General features: G+C 43.0%; 25 protein-coding genes. 6 read left to right on the top strand and 19 right to left on the bottom strand.

Annotated features, from left to right (window positions below):
- Positions 1 to 24: 24 nt before the first annotated feature.
- The 19 genes from L6421_RS03020 to L6421_RS02930 all read right to left on the bottom strand — a co-directional run bounded on the left by L6421_RS03020 (position 25) and on the right by L6421_RS02930 (position 18,347).
- Complete coding sequence (locus L6421_RS03020) at positions 25 to 2,292, bottom strand: PAS domain-containing hybrid sensor histidine kinase/response regulator (protein WP_237263081.1); 2,268 nt, start codon at positions 2,290 to 2,292, stop codon at positions 25 to 27.
- 174 nt (positions 2,293 to 2,466) lie between these two features.
- Positions 2,467 to 3,669, bottom strand: a complete 1,203-nt coding sequence (locus L6421_RS03015) for an OmpP1/FadL family transporter (protein ID WP_237263079.1) — start codon at positions 3,667 to 3,669, stop codon at positions 2,467 to 2,469.
- Positions 3,670 to 3,844: 175 nt separating this feature from the next.
- Positions 3,845 to 5,209 (bottom strand): DNA repair protein RadA, encoded by a 1,365-nt coding sequence (radA, locus tag L6421_RS03010; protein ID WP_237263078.1) that lies wholly within the window; start codon positions 5,207 to 5,209, stop codon positions 3,845 to 3,847.
- 183 nt (positions 5,210 to 5,392) lie between these two features.
- Positions 5,393 to 6,052, bottom strand: coding sequence for a cytochrome c1 (locus L6421_RS03005; protein WP_237263077.1), 660 nt, complete (start codon positions 6,050 to 6,052; stop codon positions 5,393 to 5,395).
- Positions 6,053 to 7,297: a cytochrome b gene (locus tag L6421_RS03000; protein ID WP_237263076.1), complete on the bottom strand. Its 1,245-nt coding sequence runs from the start codon at positions 7,295 to 7,297 to the stop codon at positions 6,053 to 6,055. It abuts the gene before it with no gap.
- Complete coding sequence (gene petA, locus L6421_RS02995) at positions 7,297 to 7,911, bottom strand: ubiquinol-cytochrome c reductase iron-sulfur subunit (protein ID WP_237263074.1); 615 nt, start codon at positions 7,909 to 7,911, stop codon at positions 7,297 to 7,299. The genes L6421_RS03000 and petA overlap by 1 nt, the downstream gene beginning before the upstream one ends.
- 186 nt (positions 7,912 to 8,097) lie before the next feature.
- Positions 8,098 to 8,838: a Nif3-like dinuclear metal center hexameric protein gene (locus L6421_RS02990; RefSeq protein WP_237263070.1), complete on the bottom strand. Its 741-nt coding sequence runs from the start codon at positions 8,836 to 8,838 to the stop codon at positions 8,098 to 8,100.
- A gap of 152 nt (positions 8,839 to 8,990) precedes the next feature.
- Positions 8,991 to 10,292, bottom strand: a complete 1,302-nt coding sequence (gene hisD / locus L6421_RS02985) for a histidinol dehydrogenase (RefSeq protein WP_237263069.1) — start codon at positions 10,290 to 10,292, stop codon at positions 8,991 to 8,993.
- The gene (gene hisG / locus L6421_RS02980) at positions 10,285 to 10,926 is read right to left on the bottom strand and encodes an ATP phosphoribosyltransferase (RefSeq protein WP_237263067.1); all 642 of its coding nucleotides are present in this window, start codon (positions 10,924 to 10,926) and stop codon (positions 10,285 to 10,287) included. Before hisG ends, hisD begins: the two co-directional genes overlap by 8 nt.
- Positions 10,927 to 11,022: 96 nt before the next feature.
- Complete coding sequence (gene murA, locus L6421_RS02975) at positions 11,023 to 12,285, bottom strand: UDP-N-acetylglucosamine 1-carboxyvinyltransferase (RefSeq protein ID WP_237263063.1); 1,263 nt, start codon at positions 12,283 to 12,285, stop codon at positions 11,023 to 11,025.
- Positions 12,286 to 12,398: 113 nt separating this feature from the next.
- Positions 12,399 to 12,617, bottom strand: coding sequence for a BolA/IbaG family iron-sulfur metabolism protein (locus L6421_RS02970; RefSeq protein WP_237263061.1), 219 nt, complete (start codon positions 12,615 to 12,617; stop codon positions 12,399 to 12,401).
- Between the two features lie 23 nt (positions 12,618 to 12,640).
- Positions 12,641 to 13,420 (bottom strand): ABC transporter permease, encoded by a 780-nt coding sequence (locus tag L6421_RS02965; RefSeq protein WP_237263058.1) that lies wholly within the window; start codon positions 13,418 to 13,420, stop codon positions 12,641 to 12,643.
- Positions 13,420 to 14,337, bottom strand: a complete 918-nt coding sequence (locus tag L6421_RS02960) for an ABC transporter ATP-binding protein (protein ID WP_237263053.1) — start codon at positions 14,335 to 14,337, stop codon at positions 13,420 to 13,422. The genes L6421_RS02965 and L6421_RS02960 overlap by 1 nt, the downstream gene beginning before the upstream one ends.
- A 143-nt stretch (positions 14,338 to 14,480) precedes the next feature.
- The gene (locus L6421_RS02955; protein WP_237263051.1) at positions 14,481 to 14,783 is read right to left on the bottom strand and encodes an STAS domain-containing protein; all 303 of its coding nucleotides are present in this window, start codon (positions 14,781 to 14,783) and stop codon (positions 14,481 to 14,483) included.
- Entirely contained in the window at positions 14,780 to 15,436 is a 657-nt protein-coding gene (locus tag L6421_RS02950; protein WP_237263048.1) for an MlaC/ttg2D family ABC transporter substrate-binding protein, read from the bottom strand. Before L6421_RS02950 ends, L6421_RS02955 begins: the two co-directional genes overlap by 4 nt.
- A gap of 1 nt (position 15,437) precedes the next feature.
- Positions 15,438 to 15,908 (bottom strand): outer membrane lipid asymmetry maintenance protein MlaD, encoded by a 471-nt coding sequence (gene mlaD / locus L6421_RS02945; protein ID WP_237263047.1) that lies wholly within the window; start codon positions 15,906 to 15,908, stop codon positions 15,438 to 15,440.
- A 74-nt stretch (positions 15,909 to 15,982) separates the two neighbouring features.
- Positions 15,983 to 16,738, bottom strand: a complete 756-nt coding sequence (mlaE, locus tag L6421_RS02940) for a lipid asymmetry maintenance ABC transporter permease subunit MlaE (RefSeq protein WP_375540391.1) — start codon at positions 16,736 to 16,738, stop codon at positions 15,983 to 15,985.
- Between the two features lie 40 nt (positions 16,739 to 16,778).
- Positions 16,779 to 17,588 (bottom strand): ATP-binding cassette domain-containing protein, encoded by an 810-nt coding sequence (locus L6421_RS02935; protein ID WP_237263043.1) that lies wholly within the window; start codon positions 17,586 to 17,588, stop codon positions 16,779 to 16,781.
- A gap of 156 nt (positions 17,589 to 17,744) precedes the next feature.
- A complete protein-coding gene (locus L6421_RS02930) occupies positions 17,745 to 18,347 on the bottom strand; it encodes a DUF72 domain-containing protein (protein ID WP_237263040.1) in 603 nt (200 codons plus the stop codon).
- 310 nt (positions 18,348 to 18,657) lie between these two features.
- Here L6421_RS02930 and L6421_RS02925 point away from each other — a divergent pair, with 310 nt between their 5' ends.
- The 6 genes from L6421_RS02925 to hpf all read left to right on the top strand — a co-directional run bounded on the left by L6421_RS02925 (position 18,658) and on the right by hpf (position 22,862).
- The gene (locus L6421_RS02925) at positions 18,658 to 19,647 is read left to right on the top strand and encodes a calcium/sodium antiporter (RefSeq protein ID WP_237263038.1); all 990 of its coding nucleotides are present in this window, start codon (positions 18,658 to 18,660) and stop codon (positions 19,645 to 19,647) included.
- Positions 19,648 to 19,732: 85 nt separating this feature from the next.
- Positions 19,733 to 20,275, top strand: coding sequence for a KdsC family phosphatase (locus tag L6421_RS02920; RefSeq protein WP_237263036.1), 543 nt, complete (start codon positions 19,733 to 19,735; stop codon positions 20,273 to 20,275).
- A 29-nt stretch (positions 20,276 to 20,304) separates the two neighbouring features.
- Positions 20,305 to 20,919 carry an LPS export ABC transporter periplasmic protein LptC gene (lptC, locus tag L6421_RS02915; RefSeq protein WP_237263034.1) on the top strand — a complete coding sequence of 205 codons (615 nt, stop codon included), beginning with the start codon at positions 20,305 to 20,307 and terminating at the stop codon, positions 20,917 to 20,919.
- Between the two features lie 10 nt (positions 20,920 to 20,929).
- Positions 20,930 to 21,535: a lipopolysaccharide transport periplasmic protein LptA gene (gene lptA, locus L6421_RS02910; protein ID WP_237263032.1), complete on the top strand. Its 606-nt coding sequence runs from the start codon at positions 20,930 to 20,932 to the stop codon at positions 21,533 to 21,535.
- A gap of 11 nt (positions 21,536 to 21,546) precedes the next feature.
- Complete coding sequence (gene lptB / locus L6421_RS02905) at positions 21,547 to 22,269, top strand: LPS export ABC transporter ATP-binding protein (RefSeq protein WP_237263026.1); 723 nt, start codon at positions 21,547 to 21,549, stop codon at positions 22,267 to 22,269.
- A 260-nt stretch (positions 22,270 to 22,529) separates the two neighbouring features.
- Entirely contained in the window at positions 22,530 to 22,862 is a 333-nt protein-coding gene (hpf, locus tag L6421_RS02900) for a ribosome hibernation-promoting factor, HPF/YfiA family (RefSeq protein ID WP_237263023.1), read from the top strand.
- Positions 22,863 to 22,909: the final 47 nt, after the last annotated feature.

Raw genomic sequence — 22,909 nt, 5'->3', positions numbered from 1 at the left:
CTTTAGGTCTGCTAACTGTATAACTCAACAGATTGAATCAGTGTCGCATGACTCTATTTTAGGCGTACTCCACTTATGTAGCACTTTTTTCAAAGCCTCGATATCAATTGGCTTGCTTAAAAAGTCATTCATGCCAGCGACAATCACAGAATCATAACTCTCATCTTGAGTATTTGCGGTTAACGCCACTATAGGGATGTTTTTCGCCTCACAATCTAACATTCGAATCTCTTGAGCGGCCTCTAAACCGTTCATTTCCGGCATTTGCATATCCATCAATATCAAATCAAAATCATACTCAGGATTTTTAGCCATTTCATAGGCTTCCAAACCGTTATTGGCGATTTCGACCCTATGCCCTAACTTAGTCAAAATCGTTTTAATCAAAAACTGGTTTGGTAGATTATCTTCGGCAACCAAAATAGACAAGTCGACGGCCATACCAGGCAGCTCTTGGTTATTTTGAGGGTTAGCTTCTACAAGCGTGGCCTGAAAAGGAATCTCAAACCAGAAGGTACTGCCCCGACCTTCCTCGCTTTCAATACCGATTTGCCCGCCCATGGCTTCTACCAGTTTTTTACTGATAGACAAGCCTAATCCGGTACCGCCAAACTTACGGTTTGTAGAGACATCCGCTTGGGAAAACTCGGCAAACAACTTAGGAATATTCTGTTGCGAGATACCGATTCCTGTATCACTGACCTCAAAGCGGACATTGTTGTCATTGCTTAAACCGACCTTAACCGTCACTTGGCCTTCGGAAGTAAACTTAATCGCATTCCCTACCAAATTTAGCAATACCTGCCTTAAGCGCCCTTCATCCCCTAGATAGTGGTCTGATAGCCCTTGTTCCAATGCAAACTCTAAATCAATGTGTTTTAACTTGGCACTGGTGGCAGACATTTCCATGACCGTTTGGATTTGTTGCTCAAGATTAAAGGGTTTTCGCTCTAACTCAACCTTGCCGGCATCCAATTTATTGAAATCGAGGATATCATTAATCAAATACAACAAATGCTCACCAGAGCGTTTAATCATCTCGATATGCTTAGCTAAATGCTCATCCAGGTTTTCGCTCAATAACAGCGCCGAATTGCCAATCACCGAGTTTAACGGGGTTCTGATTTCGTGGCTCATAACAGACAAAAAATCCGCCTTGGTTTTTGCCGCTTCTTCTGCTATTTGACGGGCTTTTTTGAGCTCCTCTTCCATCTCTTTACGCATGGAAATATCTAAGGCAAAACTCAACAGCCAAGTTTCGTAAGACTGATTTAACTGCTTAACAGGCATTGGGATCTTACCTTGAAACATCCATAAGGTTTTGTCCTGAAAACTAGCCTCTTTTTCAAGCAGTTTGATCTCACCGGAATCCTGGATTAACTTATCTTCATTCGCTTGATCCAAAGCAAAGTTAATCGGGTAAACCTCAAAGTCGGTACGCCCCAAAACCTGATTACGTAATTTGCCAGTGAGCTTTTCGGCCTCTTTGTTAAAGAAACGGTAACAACCTTGAGCGTCTTTGACATAAATACAAATCGGCAAGGCATCGATCAGCTGTTGGATTAACGCCTCACGCTGTTTGAGTTGTAACTCGGTATATTTACGGTCCGATATATCCATTAAAGTCCCCGCTAAACGGGTCGCCTTGCCTTCTTGCCATTCAGCCTGACCGACTAGATTTATCCACTGATATTGCAGTTGCTCATTTAAGACCCTAAACTCGATTTCTAGGGGCCAACGACTTTGCAAATGGCCGTCAATCGCCTCAATAACCCGATCAACATCATTCTCATGAATCCGTTCAATCATCTTGTCATAGGTTGAACCGAGTATATGGCTATTCACCCCGAATACTTCATAAGCATTTTGGTTGAAATGAATGAAATCCAAGCCAATATCCCAATCAAAAACTCCAAAACCAGCAGAATCAAAAATCAGAGGGTACACATCATTTTGCAGAGCTTCTGTTGAAGTTTTATCAGAAGCCCCGTCCGCTAAAAAATGTACCAGCAAAGCATCATCGATGGGCGTGGCGATAAAAGAGTATTTTTGTATCGCATTAGGGATTTTATAAGTGAATTTTGACGGTGCCACTTTTGACAGCGCATCCATCAACTCCAATTTAAAGCTGGGATTAGCAGAAACATCAAAATCACCCCACAGCGCAATGGCCGCCATGTTTTGCCATAACAGATGCCAAACTCCGTCTTCATCTCGTTCAAATAAAGCGGTGGCCATCGGCAAGGAAGTATATAGATTTTCTAGATTTTCTTGAAAGGATTTACAAGGCATATTTAATCACTTAGTCTGGCAATGGTTATCAGTATAAACAAATCCTATTCGTTAGCAATTATTCATCAAAAATATCAGACTACCAATACGCAAAAAGCCTGTTTAGACATCATCCAAACAGGCTTTTTCGAGAATTTCAGCACCTTACCAGGCCTGGTAAGATGCGCTAATCCGTTAATACTTCCAGACTAATTGCGCACTAAAAATATCTACCGACGTATCATAATAACCTTTTAACAAAGTATGATCTGTACGATTAATATCCGCACTACCGCCAAGAATATGGCTATAAGCCATATCTAAACCAAGATTATTTTTCAGTTTGTAATTAAAACCAGCTGAGATCCAAGTTTTATCTGAATCAGGAGTTCTTGGAGAGCGGTGTTCCGCATCAGGTACTGGAGTATAGTCAATGGCAACACCTGTTCTCAATTTCAATTTTTCATTCAATTTGTAAATCATACCTGCAGAATAACGGAGACTATCACTAAACTTCTGATTTGTTGCCGAAACAAGTGAACCTGCATCATTCGTAATAACCAACTGATCATAAGCCCCCCAACCAGTCCACGTTGCATCTGCCAAAAATTGAACATTGTCATTCATCTTATGCGAAATACTTAACATTGCACTCGCAGGTAGGGTCACATCTGATTTAACACCAGTAATACTATGTCCAACTACTTCCATTGACCCTGTTGCCTCATGCTTAATCTCTGAACGATATGAAATACCAATTTGGGTATTATCCGTCACTTTAGACAATAAGCCTAAGTTATAACCAAAACCAATGCTATCTGCCTTAACTATAGCAAGTGGAGAGCCTGCTCCCATCCCCGTTGCTAGAGTCATATTTAAATCTACTTTTTGAACATTTAAACCAAAACCAATAGACACTTTATCACTCAACTTACGAGCAATATTGGTATTCAAGTTATAGGTTTTCAAATCAGTGTCAATTGCTTGAACTCTACCAATCCAGTTTGAATCATACTCAACCTTGGAACCAAAAGGTGCATTTAAACCGATACCTACAGCGTATTCACCAAATTGACCTTTCCAATATAGATTTGGAACGAATCCATTAACACCTGCATCAACGTTTGTATCTCCGTTTTGGGGAATGGAACCAGTATCATTATATTCAGTTTTGGGTACAATTAAATGTGCACCAATAATAGCCTGACTACCCTCAATCTCGGTCAAGCCGGCAGGGTTAAACCACATGACACTCGCATCTTCGGCATTGGCCGCTGCACCCGCATAAGACAAACCTTGTCCGCTTGCACTTTGTTCAATCAAAGCAAAACCTGATGCATTTGCCGCTTGCGAAGTCAGTGCGAATAACACCGCTGCTGTTAACTTATTGAATGTCATCTTCTCTCCAAAGAATGTTTTAATGATTAAAATTTTGTGCCATTTTAACAGCCTGGCACAGCACTGGATAATTGAAATTAGTTGTATCAACGATAAATAAAATGAATTACTAAAAACTAAAAGGCGGTGATTTTTTGTTACCAGGCCTGATCATTCATTGATACTGAATATCTGCTCACAACACATCCAATGCCTGCTGCAAACTTTTGACACCGATGATTTCCATGCCAGCAACACCACCTTTAGGAACATTCCCCAATGGAACGATAGCACGTTTAAAACCGTGCTTAGCGGCTTCGATAATTCGCTCTTGGCCACTCGGTACCGGGCGAATCTCGCCTGCCAGACCGACTTCACCGAACACGATGAGTTCTTGAGATAGAGGTTGTGCACGCATACTTGAAAGAATCGAGCACAATACCGCTAAGTCGGCACTGGTTTCAGAAACCTTGACACCCCCCACCACATTGACATAGACATCTTGGTCACTGGCTTGAATTCCGCCATGGCGATGCATTACCGCCAATAACATCGCCATACGATTTTGATCCAAACCAACCGTCACCCTTTTTGGCGCGCCATACGGTGAATCATCCACCAAAGCCTGAATTTCAACCAATAAAGGGCGCGACCCTTCCCAAATCACCATCACAACAGAGCCAGGAGCCGGGTCTTCCCCTCGAGAGAGAAAAATGGCCGATGGGTTTTTGATTTGTTTCATCCCCTTTTCGGTCATGGCAAATACGCCCAATTCATTAACCGCACCAAAACGATTCTTAATCGCTCTTAAAGTTCTAAAACGACTATCGGACTGTCCTTCTAGAAACACCACCGTATCAACAATGTGTTCAAGCACCCTTGGCCCGGCCACTTCACCCGACTTGGTCACGTGGCCCACTAAAAATATGGCCACATTGTTTTGCTTGGCAAAACGGGTCAAATACGCCGCTGTTTCCCTTACCTGGGAAACCCCTCCGGCGGCACTGCTTACTTCGGCCAATTGCATTGTCTGAATAGAATCCACCACCATCACTTTTGGCTGTTCGTTCTCAGACGCCTGGGTAATGGCCTCAACATCGGTTTCGGTAAACAGACGCAAGTGCTCATCTGGCAACTGCATTCGTTTGGCGCGTGAGGCCACTTGCTGTAAAGATTCCTCGCCGGTGACATAAAGTACTTTATGCTGGGTACTTAAATGACACATAACCTGTAATAAAATCGAAGATTTACCGACTCCCGGATCGCCACCGATCAATACCACAGAACCAGGGACAATACCGCCACCTAACACTCTATCCAGTTCCGTCATCCCAGACTCGATTCTTGGGACTTCCGCCAAATCCACATCGTTGATTGACTTAACTTGATTATCCGTTACCCCCGAATACCCTTTAGAGCTTGACGTTGCCGACTTTTTGGCCGCACTCAACTTGAACTCTTTCAAAGTATTCCATGCCTTACAGCTTTGGCACTGACCCTGCCATTGAGAATATTCCGCACCACAATCGGTACAAACATAAGCGGTTTTAACTTTTGCCATGGACTCAGGTTCCGTTAATTTAGAAAATCGGGTTAGGTATTTAAAGTGATTATTTTAGATGAATAACAACGCTTATGTGGCTTTAAGCTCTATATTTTAATCCGCTACCTGGCAATGTGGTAAAACCACAATCGCCAGCTATAAAAAAACCCGCTAATGCGGGTCTTTTGAGAATAGGCTGTATTAATGCTTAATATCTCGCCAATACTCTTTTTTCAGCAAATAGGTCAGTAGTAGCAACACAAGCAAGAACGCCACAACTTTCCAACCTAAATCCAGACGTTGTATCTTGGCAGGCTCACCCGCATACTCTAAGAAGTTAGAGATATCACGTGCCGCTTGAGCATACTCTTCGGGTTCAGCATGGCGCTGAATACCTTCCAACACGTTAGGCATGGAAGTGCCTTTAAGTACATGGTTATCCCATTTACCTTTCTCATCTTGATAATATTCGGTTAAGAAAGTATAGATGTAATCCGTACCTTTCAAACGAGCCATCAAAGATAAGTCTGGAGGATTGGTTCCTAGAACCTGCATCGCCACGCCATCCAACATACGTGTCTCAACATTATCTACCACCTTATTCTGACCATAAGCCATCTTGGCAACAATCTCATCATCCGTCCAACCGATATCACGAGCAATACGGTTATAACGCATATATTTAACCGAATGACACGCCATACAGTAGTTTGAAAACAAGATTGCTCCACGCTGTAAAGAGTCTTGATCTCTCAAGTTATTTTCAGCTGGCTTCAATTCAATACCATGCCCGCCAGCCGCTTCAACAGAAGCGGTAAATGGCAATAAACATAAGCTAAAAACAGTAAGTAACTTTTTCATTTATTGCACCCTCTCTGGAACTGGCTTGGTGTTTTCATGCTTCGAGGTAAACGGTAATACCAAGAAAAACATAAAATACAAAGCGGTAAAAATTTGCGCTAACTTGGTCAATTCAGGTGTAGCAGGCTGAGTTCCCAACCAACCTAAAACCACAAAGCTGATTAAGAAGATCGTCAATAACACCTTGAAAGACATTCCACGATAACGAATTGATTTCACCTTACAACGATCCAACCAAGGCATGGCAAATAGCACGGCAATCGCACCACCCATTGCCACAACCCCTAGGAACTTATCAGGAATCGCTCGGAGAATCGCATAGAACGGTGTGAAATACCAAACCGGAGCAATATGGTCTGGTGTTTTCAATGGGTTTGCCGGTTCAAAGTTAGGTGGTTCAATGAAGTAACCGCCACCCTCTGGCATATAGAACAGCACCACCGCAAAAATAACCATGAAGAATACCGCACCCATGGAATCTTTTACCGAATAGTAAGGGTGGAATGGAATACCATCCATTGGTAGACCCTGGTCATTTTTCACTTTTTTGATTTCAACACCGTCAGGGTTGTTTGACCCTACCTGGTGAAGCGCGACAATATGCATGAACACTAAAATCAACAACACTAATGGCAAAGCAATAACATGCAGCGCAAAGAAGCGGTTTAATGTCACATCCGAGATAATGAAGTCACCACGTACCCACAAAGCCAAATCAGGCCCAATTACCGGTATCGCTCCAAATAACGAGATAATTACCTGTGCACCCCAGTAAGACATCTGCCCCCAAGGTAATAGGTAACCCATAAACGCTTCCGCCATCAATACCAGGAACAGCAGCATACCGATTATCCAGACCAGCTCACGCGGCTCTTTATAGGAGCCATACAATAGACCTCGTGTCATATGCAGATAGACAACAATAAAGAAAGCTGAGGCACCGGTAGAGTGCATATAACGAATCAGCCAACCCCATTCCACATCACGCATGATGTATTCAATCGAGTTGAATGCTTCCGCAGCACTGGGTTTATAGCTCATGGTCAACCAAATACCGGTAACCAGCTGGTTAACCAAGACCAATAAGGCTAAAGAGCCAAAAAAGTACCAAAAGTTAAAGTTTTTAGGGGCATAGTACTCACCTACGTGCTCGTTCCAAGTACTAACCAATGGATAACGTCGATCAAACCAAGAAAGCAAAGTTCCTTGTTTTGGTTGATTATCCTTTCTTTCAAATTCTGCCATTATGCCTCTCCCTGTTTAGGATCTTCACCAATTCGGATTAGCGAATCTGTAAGGTAATGATGAGGAGGAATTTCTAAATTCGTTGGTGCTGGAACCGACTGAAAAACTCGACCAGCTAAATCAAAGCGTGAACCGTGACATGGGCAGAAGAACCCGCCTTGCCAATCCGCGCCCACATCTGGTGAACCAATTGCTGGACGATAAAGCGGCGCACACCCTAGATGGGTACACACACCCACGACCACAAGATATTCGCTATTCACCGCACGTGTTGGGTTTTTGCAATATTCAGGTTGCTCTGATTGCTGCGATGCTGGATCTCGCAACTCTTTATCAAGAGGAGCAAGTCCATTAATCATTTCTGGTGTGCGGCGCACAATCCAAACTGGCTTACCGCGCCAAGCGACCGTTAGCATTTGTCCAGGTTGAAGCTGACTGACATCCGCGTTCACTGGAGCACCAGCAGCTTTCGCCTTTTCACTTGGCTGCCATGAACTTACAAACGGAACCGCTAAAAATGTTGCGCCCGTTGCACCCACCACCCCTGTAGCGCCCGTTAAGATTTTACGGCGCTGAAGATTCACACTCGATACGTTTTGTTGTTCTGTCGACATATGATTGTCTTCCTATATATACAAGCAAATTCTGTTTATTCTACCGAAGCTTGCGCTCAACTTAAATGAGTATCTTCTTATAATACCATCAACTTTTACTTATGGAACGTCATAAAAAAACTTATTACCCTTTTATTTCAACAAGTTATTTGGCATAAAAAAGTTATTAAAAAAATTAAAAATTATTTAAACGGGATTGGCTATATCGACAAAATGGCACTGTAAATCGAACTTTTCCGCTAAATGTTCACCCAAAGCTTTAATTCCCAATCGCTCCGTTGCATGATGACCTGCCGCAAAATAATGCAAACCACACTCCTTTGCTAAATGTGTTGTTTGCTCGGAGACTTCACCGCTTATGTAAACATCCGCTTTCCACTCAATGGCCTGGTCAATATAACCTTGGGCACCACCACTACACCAAGCGATGGTTTGCACCCTCTCTTTACCACCCGGCAAATGCAAAACCTCTCTATCTAAACTCTTAGAAACGCTGTTTTTAAAATCCTCGATGGCTACTGGTTCAGCCAACCGACCCAACCTTACCAGACCTGGTATAGGGGTAATATCTTGTAAACCCCAAAGTTTACCTAATAAAGCATTGTTTCCCAGCTCTCCATGCGCATCCAAAGGCAAATGATAGCCAAACAGGTTAATGTCATGCTTTAGCAAGCTTTTGATGCGTTTCTGTTTAAACCCGGTAATCACTTCAGGTTCACTTTTCCAGAAATAACCGTGATGCACTAAAATCGCATCGGCCTTGAGTTTAATCGCTTCATCAATCAATGCTTGGCAGGCCGTTACACCGGTGACAATCGTTTGGATATCATCACCGCCTTCAACCTGTAAGCCATTAGGCGCATAATCCTTAAATTCTTCGACCTTGAGATAGCCGTTAAGATAATCCTGCAATTCATGACGCAACATTTAATCCCTCCCCATTCTTTTTTTCAAGACACACATTTAAGTGGAATTTAAACATAAAACAGTTAACCATAAAGCCACAAAAAAAAACCACCAGGCCTGGAGGCATTGGTGGTTTAATTTAGAGCCATTGGGCTTAAATAAGCGATTTAAGCTTAATCCGTTACACGGAAACGTGCAGACATGGCGTGAGCTTGTAAGCCTTCGCCATCAGCTAAAATGCCTGCAACCTTACCTAAGGTATTGGCTCCTTCGGCTGAACACATAATCAAACTTGAACGTTTTTGGAAATCATAAACCCCTAAAGGTGACGAGAAACGTGCCGTTCTGGATGTAGGCAATACATGGTTAGGGCCAGCACAGTAGTCACCAATCGCTTCAGCCGTATAACGCCCCATGAAAATCGCACCTGCATGACGAATCTTCGGCAGTAACGCTTTAGGGTCATCAACAGAAAGTTCCAAGTGTTCCGGCGCGATGACGTTAATCATTTCAATCGCCTGCTCTTCATTATCCACAACGATAATCGCACCGCGATCATCCAACGCTTTACGAATAATTTCCTGACGAGGCATGGTTGGCAATAAACGATTCATGCTTTCATAGACTTTTTCAGCAAAATCCGCATCTTGGGTAACCAAAATAGATTGCGCATCTTCATCGTGCTCCGCTTGAGAGAACAGGTCAACCGCAATCCAGTCCGGATTGGTCTGACCGTCACAGTAAACCAAAATTTCGGAAGGACCGGCAATCATATCGATACCCACCGTTCCATAAACCATACGTTTAGCTGTCGCAACAAAGATATTACCTGGACCCACAATTTTATCTACCGCAGGAACGGTTTCCGTACCATAAGCCAATGCCGCAACCGCCTGCGCACCACCTAAAGTGAATACCGCATCGACATTACAAATCGCCGCTGCAGCCAGAACCATATCGTTGACTTCACCATCCGGTGTCGGCACAACCATGATCAGCTTTTCAACACCCGCCACTTTAGCAGGGATGGCGTTCATAATGACCGATGAAGGATAAGCCGCTTTTCCACCAGGAACATAAAGACCTACGCTGTCCAATGGTGTCACCTGCTGACCCAACATTGTGCCGTCAGCTTCTTCATAACTCCAAGAGTTTTGAATCTGTTTTTCATGATAGGCACGAACACGGTCTGCAGATAATTGCAATGAGTCACGTTGATCAGCAGGAATACGCTCTAGAGCTTCTTGCAAACGCGCTTTAGGAATTTCTAGCTCAGCACCGGTTTTTAACGTTAAACGGTCAAACTTAGCCGTATACTCTAAAAGAGCCGCATCACCGTTAGCACGAACATTGTTCACTACTTCAGTCACGATATCATTAACCGATCCATTAGAAACCGTTTCCCAGGCAAGTAAACGATCTAATTCCTCTCTAAAACCTTCTGCATTGGCAGATAAACGACGAATATTAAGCATTTTCTTTCTCTATCACTGTTTTAAACTGTTGAATAATATTATTGATTTGATCAAATTTGGTTTTGTATGCGTGCTGATTCACAATCAAGCGTGAACTGATATCGGCAATATGCTCCATCGGCACCAACCCATTGGCTTTCAGGGTATTTCCCGTATCCACCAAATCCACAATGCGATCGGCCAAATCAATTAAAGGCGCAATTTCCATTGAGCCATAAAGTTTGATCAAATCCACTTGCTCGCCCTTTTGGGCATAATAGGCTTGCGCAGACTTAAGATACTTAGTCGCAATCTTCAGACGATGGCCATGCGGTTTTTCAACTTCAGGCCCGGCAACCATCAACTTACATTTAGCAATCTGCAAATCCAATAGCTCAAATAAGTTATGGGTTGGTGCCTCCATCAAAACATCTTTACCGGCAACACCAATATCAGCCGCACCATGCGCCACATAAGTAGGCGCATCGGTGGCACGCACGATTAACAAGCGTACGTTAGGCTGATTGGTTGGCAAAATCAATTTACGACTTTTACTTGGATCTTCTAAAGGTTCAATACCCGCCGCTTCGAGAAGTGGCAAAGTATCTTTATAAATACGCCCTTTAGATAGCGCAATAGTTAACTGATCATTCATAACTTAAATAAACTTTTTATAATTTTAATTGGGTTTATCTCTGTAGACAAAGTTACCAGGCCTGGTCACTTTAGAAAACTACAAAAATAAGAATTTCTAATTTGATAAACGGTAAATATGAGCGCCCACTTTATGGAACTTCTCTTCTATCAATTCATAACCACGGTCAATGTGATAAACACGATTGACCACCGTTTCGCCTTCGGCAACCAAGCCTGCCAAAATCAAACTGGCCGATGCTCGTAAATCGGTGGCCATAACCGGCGCACCTTTAAGGGCTTTAACCCCCTTGATATGAGCGGTATTCCCTTCAACGGTAATATCCGCCCCCATTCGCGCCAACTCTGACACATGCATAAAGCGGTTTTCAAAAATGGTCTCTTCAATAGTCGACTCACCATCGGCCAACGCGTTCATCACCAAAAACTGTGCTTGCATATCCGTTGGAAACAGCGGATATGGATCGGTGACAATATTCACAGGCTTTAGCTGTCGATTACGCATGTCTAAAGTAATCGTATCGGCGGTTGTGGTGATTTCCGCACCGGCTTCCTTGAACTTCTCCAACACCGCACCCAAGTGGCTCGGATTGACTTTGGTGACCGTCAACTTACTTTGGGTGACCGCTGCAGCGGCAAGATAGGTTCCCGCTTCGATACGGTCTGGAATCACTTCGTAATTCACACCATTCAAACGTTCAACCCCTTCAACCACTAAGGTATCGGTACCTATTCCACTGATTTTCGCCCCCATCTTCACTAAGAAAGCCGCTAAATCCGTCACCTCTGGCTCACGAGCAGCATTGCGTAAAGTGGTAATCCCTTCTGCCAACACCGCTGCCATCAATAAGTTTTCGGTTCCGGTTACCGTTACCGGCTCCATTGTGATATCGGCGCCTTTTAAACGGCCGTTTGATTTGGCAATGATATAACCTTGCTCGACATCAATCTGCGCGCCCATTTTCTCCATTCCATGGATATGGATATTCACGGGGCGGGAGCCAATCGCACAACCACCTGGTAAAGAGACTTTGGCCTCTCCAAAACGTGCCAACAATGGACCAAGAACCAAAATAGAAGCTCGCATGGTCGTCACCAACTCATAAGGCGCTTCTTTACTGGTCACATTCGACGCATCGATTTCGATATTGAGCTCTTCATCAAACAGGATTTCGACCCCCATTGATGCTAACAGTTGGATAGTTGTCGTCACATCCATCAAATGCGGAACATTGGATAACTTGACCGGGGTTTCAGCTAACAAGCAACCCATTAAAATCGGCAATGCAGCATTCTTTGCTCCAGAAATCTCCACACTACCAGAGAGTTGTCCCTGATTATCTATTACAAGTTTATCCATAAATATGACTTTGTTTTCTATACGTTAGTTTCTGTTTCTAGCTGTTGTTCGCTACTTCGCAAACCTTAATCCACAAGGTAAATCATAGAGCAATCTATTTCTACCAGTGGAAATTAAGCCGTTTTTGTCTTTACCGACAAAGCATGCAGTTCGCCACTGGCAAACTGCTCTTTAAAAATATCCGTTACCATACGCTCACGCTTGAGCAGGCTAACCCCTTCAAAAGCTGGGCTGGTTACGACAATGGTAGAAGTGCAATCTGCACCGCTAAACTCAACGGAACTATCTGGAATAGTAGCGAGAATCATCTCTTTAATTTTATCTGGCGACATGGTTTTCTAGTTCTCTAAAATTTTTATTGGCGTATTTTAACGCCTTTATTCAATAAAATCAGATTTATCGCAGAAACCAAAACCACAAAAAAGCTTGTCACGGTCAAACTCAAATAAACGGACACATCAGACTGCTCGAAAAAACCGTACCTAAATCCGTCCACCATATAAAAGAATGGATTGAAGTGAGAGGCTTGTTGCCAAACCTCTGGCAAGGCATGAATCGAATAAAACACCCCGCTCAGAAAGGTCAACGGCATAATAATAAAGTTCTGAAAGGCGGCTAAATGATCATATTTTTCAGAAACGATACCCGCAAGCATACCCAAACCACCCATCATCGCCGCACTTAACACCGCAAACACAATAATCCAAACGGGTTGATGCCAGGTTAAGTCAAACCACATAATACCAACCACTAAAATACCTAAACCTACTGCAACACCGCGCACAATCGAGGCGGCAACAAAAGCCAGATAAAGCTCAAAAGGCGAAATCGGACTCAATAAAACAAAGGTTAAATTACCATGCATTTTTGACTGAATCAGGCTAGAAGAGCTATTTGAAAATGCATTTTGCAAAATCGCCATCATCACCAGGCCTGGTATCAAAAACTGGCTGTAAGATAATCCGGAATAGGTTTCGATTTGCGAGGCGATAACCTGGCCGAACACCAACAAATACAATAGAGTCGACACGACAGGCGCAAATACCGTCTGCACAACCACCGAATAAAAACGGCGAATCTCTTTTATAAACAACGCCCAAAAACCCGTGAAATTAAAGCCGATAAAATTCAACATTATTCTGCTCCTTCTGAGGTTAAGTCTAAAAACACCTCTTCCAAGGTAGCATCACGGCTGCTTACATCGGTGACATCCAAGCCCGACTTTTCCATCAACCCCAATGTTTCGGTCATAGAAGACTCTTTATCAATTTGAAATACCAAACCGTTCGACTCCTTTTCAACCAAACGCTCCGCTAATGCGCCCTGTAATTGAACATGCGGGTTTGCCACACTCACCCGTAAATAACGATAAGGGTGTTTAGAGAGTAATTGTTGAGTGTTGTCCAAGGCTTTAATTTGACCTTTCTGCATGATGGCAACACGATCACACAGCGCTTCAGCCTCTTCTAAATAGTGCGTTGTTAAAATGATGGTATGCCCTTGTTGATGCAACTCTTTTGTGAAATCCCAAAGTGTACGGCGCAAATCGACATCGACACCCGCAGTAGGTTCATCCAAAACCAACACCTTGGGTTTATGCACCAAAGCCATGGCAATCAGAACACGGCGTTTCATACCACCAGAAAGCTGACTGGTATTGGCATCTGCCTTATCCGCCAAAGCCAACCTTTCCAACAACTCGTTTATCCAGCGTTTCTGCTGTGACCCTTTCATACCGAAGTAACCGGACTGCAACTCAAGCAACTCTTTGATAGAAAAGAAAGGATCCGCAATCAACTCTTGCGGTACCAAGCCAAGCAATCTACGTGTCTCCCTATAATCATGGATGACATCATAACCTTGCACTTTAATATTGCCGGATGTAGGCACAACCAAGCCGGACATGGCATTAATCAAAGTTGATTTACCTGCTCCGTTTGGCCCCAACAAGCCAAAAAAAGCCCCCTCTTCCACATCAAAACTCACACCTTTCAATGCCTGAAGTTCGCCGTAACTCTTTACAACCTGATTGAATTGAACTGCTAACGCCATGGAAAAAACCTTTGTTTATTGAATAAGAGGTTTTACAAAACTCTTAATGAAAAATAGGACTTAACGTCCTATTTTGTATATTGATTATTTGCTCAATGCAATCCGTCCATATTGAGCATCACTAAATTAATCTGCCATATCCATCAAATAAAATGAAACTCGCCATCTAAATCGTAAAGCTTGACCAGTGTCTGCAATTCATCCGGCAACTTGATAATGGTCAATCGCTCTTCAGAGTGGGCCGCCCAAGTTAAAAGCACCGCCAGAATCGCACTATCCGCCTTAAGAACTTGCGAAAAATCCACCTGTTTAACAGGCAAACTCAACCAATTCTGCGTTTTTAACAGGCCTGCCAAAACATCAATTGTCAGCTGCTCAGGCAAGACCAACAGCTCATCTGCGGCATTCCATTGAAGCGTTCCATTTGCGACAAGCTTTTCACTCACGACTGAGAACTTCCGTTGAAGTCGGCGTTTTTATCCTGCATTTCAGAAATCACCGCATCCAAGCCTTTTTTGGTAATATCGGAGTCATAAGCTTTACGGTAACTTAACAGCATGCTGATGCCCTCTACCGCCACATCGTATAGCATCCATTTATTGGTGTGCTTATTCAAATAAACTCGATAAATCACATCCGATTTATTTCCATCTGATTGCAATACTTTAGAGGCAACCGTAACACGCCCCGGCTTTTCTTCACGCGCAGGTTCAACTTCCACCGACTCAATTTTCAACTTGAGCAGACTTTGTGAATACGAACGAATCAAAGTATTGGTAAAGGCATCAACAAACCCTTTTTGCTGGACTTCAGAAGCCGAGCGCCAATGTTTACCCATAACGTAACGAGCCATCTTCACCGTATCGATATAGGGTAGAACGTAAGTGGTCGCAAAGATTTTGACTTCCTGAGGATTGCTTTCCAATGCTTCACGATTTAGGTTTAATTCAGAAACAACCTTATCTGATAAAGACTGCACCAATTTTTGCGGATCATCTTGTGGAATCCCGTCCGTTTGCGCCTGGGAAAAACCAGCAAAAAAGAAGCTAAGCACAGCAAGCAAAATAACTCGGTATGTGCTGGCATGGTTAAAAAACATCTTATTTATCTCCACTTTCACTAAATTTAACTAAAAACTGGCTAATCAAATTTTCCAATACTAAAGCTGACTGGGTCATTTCGATCTGACTGCCATTGACCAAGAACTCTTCCTCTCCACCGATTTCAATCCCGACATACTGATCACCCAGCAGACCTGAAGTTAAAATGGAAGCCGAACTATCAAGTGGTAGTTCATGGTAGTCTTGATCGATTTTCATCAATACCTTCGCTTTAAACGAGGTCGGATCAACCGTGATTGCGACAACTCGACCGATAACCACTCCGCTCATTTTAACGGGCGCACGCACTTTCAAACCGCCGATATCATCAAACAAAGCACTGACCTGGTAACTTGGACGCTCTTTCCAGCTACTAAAATTACTCACTTGAAAAGCAATCATAACCAAGGCAGCTAAACTCATCAGCACAAAAGCCCCTACCCATATTTCAATTTTTGCTTGTCGTTTCATGCGGAGATTTCCTTAAAATTTCGACTTAAATTCACTTAAACTTTACTATAACGCGTACTTAATACCGTTGTGACTTAATTAAACATTAACGTGGTTAGGATAAAATCTAAACCTAAAACCCCTAACGAACTATGCACAACCGTTCTTGTTGTTGCACCACTCACCCCTTCCGAAGTCGGTATGGCATCATACCCCTGAAATAAGGCTACAACGGCAATCAAGATTGCAAAAGCCACCGACTTGATAATGCCGTTCATAACATCTTCTTGCCAATCGACATGGCTATTCATTTGCGACCAGAAAGAACCTTCATCAACCCCTAACCAACCTACAGCCACTAAATAGCCACCGATAATACCTAGAGCGGTAAATAACAGCGTCAATAGCGGCAGTGCAATAATCGCCGCACTCAATCTTGGTGCGTAGATGTATTTTAGGGGATCAATCGCCATCATTTCCAATGCGGAAATCTGTTCGGTTGAACGCATTAAACCAATCTCGGCAGTCAAAGCCGAACCTGCTCGCCCAGCAAACAACAAAGCGGCCACTACCGGTCCCAACTCACGTAATAGGGAAAGCGCAGTCATGGTACCCACCGCCTCTTCAGAGTTGTAGTCCACCAGCACGTTATAACCCTGTAAACTCAAAACCATTCCCACAAACAAACCCGCGGTAAGGATAATCGGTAGCGATAGAACCCCTGCCACATAAATTTGTTTGGTCAACAAATCGATTCGCCATAAAGAGTAGGGAATGGTCGGTAACAACGAAAGCATAAAAAATGCACCCCGTCCAAAAGTACTTACAAGGGATAAAAACTGTTTACCCATTTTTTGGACAAATTGCACACTAGCCGGATACTGGTTCTCTTTATTTCTCATTATTCGACACCATATCCATTTTGTAAGGGTCTGTAGAATAATGGAACGGAACCGGTCCATCAGGCAATCCATTGACAAATTGATTCACATAACCAGTAGGCTCTAGCAAAAGTTCCTCTTTAGAGCCTTTAGCGATAATCTTACCTTCGGATAAGACACAAACATAATCCGCGATAGAAAGCACTTCATTCACATCATGAGAAACCACGACACTGGTTAAATCCAAACTATCGTTGAGTTTTCTAATCAGTTCTACCAAAACCGCCATCGTAATAGGGTCTTGACCAACGAAAGGCTCATCATAAAAAATCATTTCCGGATCCAAGGCAATTCCACGTGCCAATGCCACTCGTCGCGCCATCCCGCCAGACAATTCCGCAGGCATCAAGTCTTTTGCACCTCGTAGGCCAACCGCCTGCAGCTTCATTAAGACAAGCGGATAGATAACGGATTCAGGCAGTTTGGTATGTTCTCTTAACGGGAACGCGACATTATCAAACACCGATAAATCGGTTAACAAAGCTCCACTTTGAAAGAGCATACCCATCTTACGGCGTAATTCGTACAGCTTTTTGCGCGGCAATTTATGGACATTCAGGCCTTCAACATAAATCTCACCCGAATCCGGTATCAACTGCCCCGCGATTAATTTAAGCAAAGTGGTTTTTCCAGTGCCACTTGGTCCCATGATCGCAGTGACCTTACCCTTTGGAATCGTCAACGAAATATCATCAAAGATTGTTCGCTCACCGCGCATAAAGGTCAGGTTCTTAATTTCAATTAATGTTTGATCACTCATGTTTTAACTTTGTCAGCCGTAATTTAAGACCCGTTTTAAGATTGAGTTATTTTAACGTATTTATTAACCGTTAATAATATTATGTAGAGTCAATAATGACTTCAGTATGGCAATTTAAAACCCGGCCATGATTCCAAGAACTCAACCGAAGCCTCGTCAATAACCCAAAAACTCGCCGATTGTTTTTAAGTTATACAACTGAGCCATATCGAGAGCTTGACTATGCACAAAAAATGCAGCGCCCTCAACCCCATCAGGCAAACTTTGCATAAAAGATTTCAATAAAGCCGTTTGCTCTTTGGGCTGGGTGGTTAACTCAAAAACCACACCACAAGGCGCACCAGAGCAAGTCAAACCGGCATGCGACCACTGCCAACCAGGCAAAGTGTTTTTTTCTGACACCAAGGTAACCGGCAACCCACAATATTCAACAGCCACCTCATCTTGCTCGGAAATCACTACCACACCTTTGACACACCCTCCAAAAGCCTCGACAACACGGTTCAGCTGAACCCTTTTAGGCTCACTGAAGGAACCGTCGACCTCAAAGAAAAAGCTAAAATCCTCCTCAACAGAGTCCAACAACTCTTCCAGCTCACCTTCAGACCACTGCAACCAAATCGACTCAGGCACCAATAACACCCTATAAGCGTTACTGTAAAAATCCAATTGCCACTCTTTTGGTATATCTTCAGGATAAAACGCTCCAACCCATGATGCATACTGCCAACCATAAGCACCGACCTGTAAATTTTCCACTTAATTCAACCTCACAACTAGAATCACTCGAACGGCCGCAAGCCGTCTAAATTTTGCCGATTATTAAAATACCAAGAACGTATTTTACTACTGCCACACCCAAATTTTGATTGTAATTTTACGCGTTAACAGAGCATTTCATATTTGCGCCAAAGATTCCGTTAGAATAAATCGTGACTCTTCTTTCACTGGTTTTACAATGAATAATCATAAACATATGGAGCGTCATAAACTTAGTTTATTTCCAATGCGATTTTAGTTATAATCCAAAACTCATTTTAATTACTGAATAATTAAGGCAGATAGATCGATGCTAACAACGCTGTTGCTCCCTAGCTTACTTCTCATTATCGGATTAGCACTCCTTGTATGGAGTTCTGATATCTTTATTGAAGGTGCCGCAAGCACGGCTAAACACCTATCTATCTCACCTTTGGTCATTGGTGTTGTCGTACTGGGGTTTGGAACCTCAATGCCTGAAGTGGTCGTGGCCACCTTAGCCTCTTTAGATAACAGTCCAGGCCTCGCCGTCGGTAACGCAATCGGTTCCAATATCGCCAACATTGCCCTAGTACTCGGTTTTACCGCCCTAATCGCACCTATCGTCATCAAATCTTCAATTCTAAAACGTGAACTACCACTACTACTCGCCGTCTCTATTGGAGCTTATCTATTAGTGTTAGACGGCCATCTGAGCTTTATTGACGGGATTATTTTAGTATTGGTGTTAATCGCCGTCATGACCTGGATGATAAAAGCCAATAAAGCGTTAGATTCCACCGACCCTTTAGCCGATGAAACCCAACACGAATTAGACAGCCTTCCTCAATTGAGCAAAAATAAGGCGTTACTATTCTTGGTTGGCGGCCTGATCATCCTTATGATCAGTGCCAAGATGATGGTATCGGGAGCGGTAGAAATCGCCTACTATTTTGAGGTACCCGAGGTAGTCATCGGTTTGACGATTATCGCTATTGGTACCAGCCTGCCTGAACTGGCTGCGGCGATTGCAGCAGCCCGAAAAAATGAAGCTGACCTAATGATTGGTAATATCGTTGGCTCCAACCTTTTCAATATCCTAGCCGTATTAGCGGTTCCCGCGCTGCTTGCTCCAGCCGCCTTGGATAGAGACGTACTTCTCGTTGACATGCCAATCATGCTTGGCTTTACCCTATTGATGCTGATCATGGCCATTCCACGCAAAGGCAAGGCCGTTATTCAAAAACCACAAGGGGTTTTATTAACCAGTCTATTTATTGCTTATCTAATCTTACTTTACTTCCGCTCCACAGCTGTTTAAAGTATAGGCCAATTTATTCCATCTCTTTAAGCCGCAACAAAATCAACTCAACTCGCGGTTTAAAGACATTTAAAAAGGCTTCCCTATGAACATTGCCCAAAACCTGGTTGAAAAAGCAAAAAAAATCAAACTGCTGATTTTGGATGTAGACGGTGTAATGACCGATAACCGCTTGTTTTATAGTGATGACGGCATTGAATACAAATCGTTCAACACCCGAGATGGACATGGCATGGTATTGCTCCAAAAAAGCCAAGTGGATATCGGCATCATCACTGGGCGCAAATCTCAACTGGTGACCAACCGCATGAATGATTTGAAAGTGAAACATGTTTTTCAGGGCGTTCCAGACAAACTACCAACATTCTTAAAATTAGTTGACGATTTACAACTCGACCTTGATGAGATCGCCTATATCGGTGACGATATTTTAGATCTGCCTATCCTGCTCCGTATTGGACTTTCAGTTACCCCTTTAGATGGTGATAATGAAGTCAAAACGCGGGTAGATTACATTTCCAAATTTAACGGAGGACAAGGTTGTGTTCGTGAAGTTTGTGAAATCATTATGCGATCACAAGGAACTTGGCAACAGCATATGGATTTCTTCCTAAGAGACCTTAGCTAACTTTTCGTTGCTAACCGAGCTGACCGACGATGCCCATCTCTCGATTACGCGTTCTTTTACTGACTCTACTTTTAGCCAGTGTGGCTTTGTGGATTGCCAACCTACAAACACCCAGCACTACAGAACAACCAACCCTGAGTAACAAACCCTTGGCTTATAGCTGGCAAGCTCAAGATACGACTGTCTGGAAAATCGACCCTCAAATACCGGACAAGCAAACCATCATTCACGCCAAAAACATTCACTACCAAGACGACCAGAAAAAAAGTGAATTCAATTCGCCTGACATCCAAGTCATCAATCAAAACACGCTCACCCAGTTGAGCAGCCAAACAGGCCAAAGCCTGAATGACCGAATATTAACCTTCAACGGTAATGTCGTCGTCAAACAAAACGCTATTCGAGCTGGCCTAAACGACCGCTCCAAAACCATGTTAACAACCACTAGCTTAAGTTATGACACCAAGAGTAATCTGGTCTATAGTGATGAAAAAGTTATCATTAAACAATACAATGCCCAGACTTCAGGCACAGGTCTAAAAGCCGATTTAAGCAAAACAGAGTTTGAACTTTTATCCGATGTTAAAGGCACATACTATCCACAAAAAACATCGCAACTGATTCAATCTAAGGGTCAACAATAGGGTTAATCAAATGCAAACACCATTCGCTTTCACAACCACTTCACGATTTATGGCAGCATTGCTTTTAGGCCTACTATTTAGCAGTAGCGCCAGCATGCAAGCTTTTGCTGGTGACAAGACACCGAAAGGAACACAACCTGATGAATCACAACCTATAAACATTACGGCGGATAGCCTAAAAGCTAGCGAGAAGTCTGGAAAAAGTGTCTACAACGGCAATGTCATCGTTACCCAAGGTAGTCTGACGTTAAAAGGTGATGTCATAGAAGTATCACACCCAAATGGCCAACTAAAAGAAGTCACGGCAAGCGGCAAACCAGCCAGTTTTAAACGTTATAGCCAAGTTGACCAGGCCTGGTTAAAAGGACATGCGCAGAAAATCAAGTATAACGCCGCAAAGAAAACCGTGCTATTGATTGGTAATGCACAAGTTGAACAACCTGGTAAACACATCATTAAAGGACCGGAGTTGTTTTATGACATTGCCAACCAAACACTCCAGGCGCAAAGTACAGCAACCGAGAAAAAACGGATTTCAGTGACCTTCAATCCCGCTCCAGTCAAAAAACCAAAGACTGAAACCGCCCCTCAAAACACACAACCAAAAACACAATAGGTATCGATTTAATGGCTCACTTTTATGCACGCGGACTGGCTAAAAGCTATAAAAAAAGACATGTCGTCACCTCGGTAGATTTAGATGTATCAAGTGGTCAAGTCGTTGGGCTTTTAGGGCCAAATGGTGCGGGAAAAACCACCACCTTTTACATGATGACAGGACTGGTTCCTAATGATGATGGACAGATTTTTTTAGACGACCAAGAAATATCTAAACTCGCAATTCATCAACGCGCAAAACTCGGAATCGGTTATCTGCCCCAAGAAGCCTCTGTTTTCAGAAAACTCACCGTGACCGAAAACATCATGGCTATTTTGGAGATGCGTCCTGAACTCTCAGGCGATCAACGTCGTCTTTTATTTGAAAACCTGATTGATGATTTGCAAATTGGCCACATCCTCGAGCAACCGGGTCAAGCACTTTCAGGCGGTGAACGTCGTCGTGTCGAAATTGCTCGCGCACTGGCGATGGAACCCAAGTTTATTCTGCTAGACGAACCTTTTGCCGGTGTCGACCCAATCTCGGTAAAAGACATACAAAACATTATCACTCACCTTAAAGATAAAGGAATCGGTGTACTTATTACCGATCACAATGTCCGAGAAACGCTCGGTGTTTGTGACTATGCATACATTCTCCACGCGGGCACCATTCTAGCTTCAGGTACGCCACAAGAGATACTCAACCACGAAGAAGTTAAGCGAGTTTATTTGGGAGAAAATTTTCAATAAACCTTGTTTATATGAATTTATAAAAACAGGTTTGAACTGCAAATTTATGCAAATCGTTGTATCTCTTAAGTTTATTCGCTTTGAACAAAACTCCTGTCAACCATCTCCATATTTTCTCAAGTAAACTACTATGTGATTTTAAAATCTTGATGGTATACTAAATTTGAACTCAGTGATTTTGAAGGATTCAAAATTAAATTGGCGGACACGCAAGCCAACTCTGAGCAGAATCGCAAAACACAAAATAAAGGAGCGATACTATGCAAATTAATATTACTGGCCACCATATCGATGTTACCGATGCTCTTCGTGCATACGTCACAGAGAAATTAAGCAAATTATCTAGACACTTTGATCATGTTACCAATGTACACGTTATTTTAACGGTTGAAAAACAGTCTCAGAAAGCTGAAGCGACTGTTCACGTTTCTGGTACAGATTTATTTGCACAGCATGATACTGAAGATATGTATGCATCAATCGATGGCTTAGTAGACAAGCTAGATCGTCAAATTGTAAAACATAAAGAAAAAATCAGTGATCACAACAGAAAGTCTGGTGGTGTAAAAAGTATGCCGGCTGCTGAAGCTTAATTTTCAAGCTTAAGGTTTCTGATAAAAACGCCCAAACAATTGTTTAG

Source organism: Thiomicrorhabdus immobilis (genome assembly GCF_021654855.1).
GTDB classification, from domain to species: Bacteria; Pseudomonadota; Gammaproteobacteria; order Thiomicrospirales; family Thiomicrospiraceae; genus Thiomicrorhabdus; species Thiomicrorhabdus immobilis.
Note: the sequence above shows the minus strand (reverse complement) of the source record. Positions and strands in the feature narration are given on the sequence as shown.

Excerpts from the sequence above, each read along its gene's own strand:
- L6421_RS03020 (WP_237263081.1), bottom strand. The coding sequence starts at position 2,292 with ATGCCTTGTAAATCCTTTCAAGAAAATCTAGAAAATCTATATACTTCC.
- L6421_RS03015 (WP_237263079.1), bottom strand. The coding sequence starts at position 3,669 with ATGACATTCAATAAGTTAACAGCAGCGGTGTTATTCGCACTGACTTCG.
- radA (WP_237263078.1), bottom strand. The coding sequence starts at position 5,209 with ATGGCAAAAGTTAAAACCGCTTATGTTTGTACCGATTGTGGTGCGGAA.
- L6421_RS03005 (WP_237263077.1), bottom strand. The coding sequence starts at position 6,052 with ATGAAAAAGTTACTTACTGTTTTTAGCTTATGTTTATTGCCATTTACC.
- L6421_RS03000 (WP_237263076.1), bottom strand. The coding sequence starts at position 7,297 with ATGGCAGAATTTGAAAGAAAGGATAATCAACCAAAACAAGGAACTTTG.
- petA (WP_237263074.1), bottom strand. The coding sequence starts at position 7,911 with ATGTCGACAGAACAACAAAACGTATCGAGTGTGAATCTTCAGCGCCGT.
- L6421_RS02990 (WP_237263070.1), bottom strand. The coding sequence starts at position 8,838 with ATGTTGCGTCATGAATTGCAGGATTATCTTAACGGCTATCTCAAGGTC.
- hisD (WP_237263069.1), bottom strand. The coding sequence starts at position 10,292 with ATGCTTAATATTCGTCGTTTATCTGCCAATGCAGAAGGTTTTAGAGAG.
- hisG (WP_237263067.1), bottom strand. The coding sequence starts at position 10,926 with ATGAATGATCAGTTAACTATTGCGCTATCTAAAGGGCGTATTTATAAA.
- murA (WP_237263063.1), bottom strand. The coding sequence starts at position 12,285 with ATGGATAAACTTGTAATAGATAATCAGGGACAACTCTCTGGTAGTGTG.
- L6421_RS02970 (WP_237263061.1), bottom strand. The coding sequence starts at position 12,617 with ATGTCGCCAGATAAAATTAAAGAGATGATTCTCGCTACTATTCCAGAT.
- L6421_RS02965 (WP_237263058.1), bottom strand. The coding sequence starts at position 13,420 with ATGTTGAATTTTATCGGCTTTAATTTCACGGGTTTTTGGGCGTTGTTT.
- L6421_RS02960 (WP_237263053.1), bottom strand. The coding sequence starts at position 14,337 with ATGGCGTTAGCAGTTCAATTCAATCAGGTTGTAAAGAGTTACGGCGAA.
- L6421_RS02950 (WP_237263048.1), bottom strand. The coding sequence starts at position 15,436 with ATGTTTTTTAACCATGCCAGCACATACCGAGTTATTTTGCTTGCTGTG.
- mlaD (WP_237263047.1), bottom strand. The coding sequence starts at position 15,908 with ATGAAACGACAAGCAAAAATTGAAATATGGGTAGGGGCTTTTGTGCTG.
- mlaE (WP_375540391.1), bottom strand. The coding sequence starts at position 16,738 with ATGGGTAAACAGTTTTTATCCCTTGTAAGTACTTTTGGACGGGGTGCA.
- L6421_RS02935 (WP_237263043.1), bottom strand. The coding sequence starts at position 17,588 with ATGAGTGATCAAACATTAATTGAAATTAAGAACCTGACCTTTATGCGC.
- L6421_RS02925 (WP_237263038.1), top strand. The coding sequence starts at position 18,658 with ATGCTAACAACGCTGTTGCTCCCTAGCTTACTTCTCATTATCGGATTA.
- L6421_RS02920 (WP_237263036.1), top strand. The coding sequence starts at position 19,733 with ATGAACATTGCCCAAAACCTGGTTGAAAAAGCAAAAAAAATCAAACTG.
- lptC (WP_237263034.1), top strand. The coding sequence starts at position 20,305 with ATGCCCATCTCTCGATTACGCGTTCTTTTACTGACTCTACTTTTAGCC.
- lptA (WP_237263032.1), top strand. The coding sequence starts at position 20,930 with ATGCAAACACCATTCGCTTTCACAACCACTTCACGATTTATGGCAGCA.
- lptB (WP_237263026.1), top strand. The coding sequence starts at position 21,547 with ATGGCTCACTTTTATGCACGCGGACTGGCTAAAAGCTATAAAAAAAGA.
- hpf (WP_237263023.1), top strand. The coding sequence starts at position 22,530 with ATGCAAATTAATATTACTGGCCACCATATCGATGTTACCGATGCTCTT.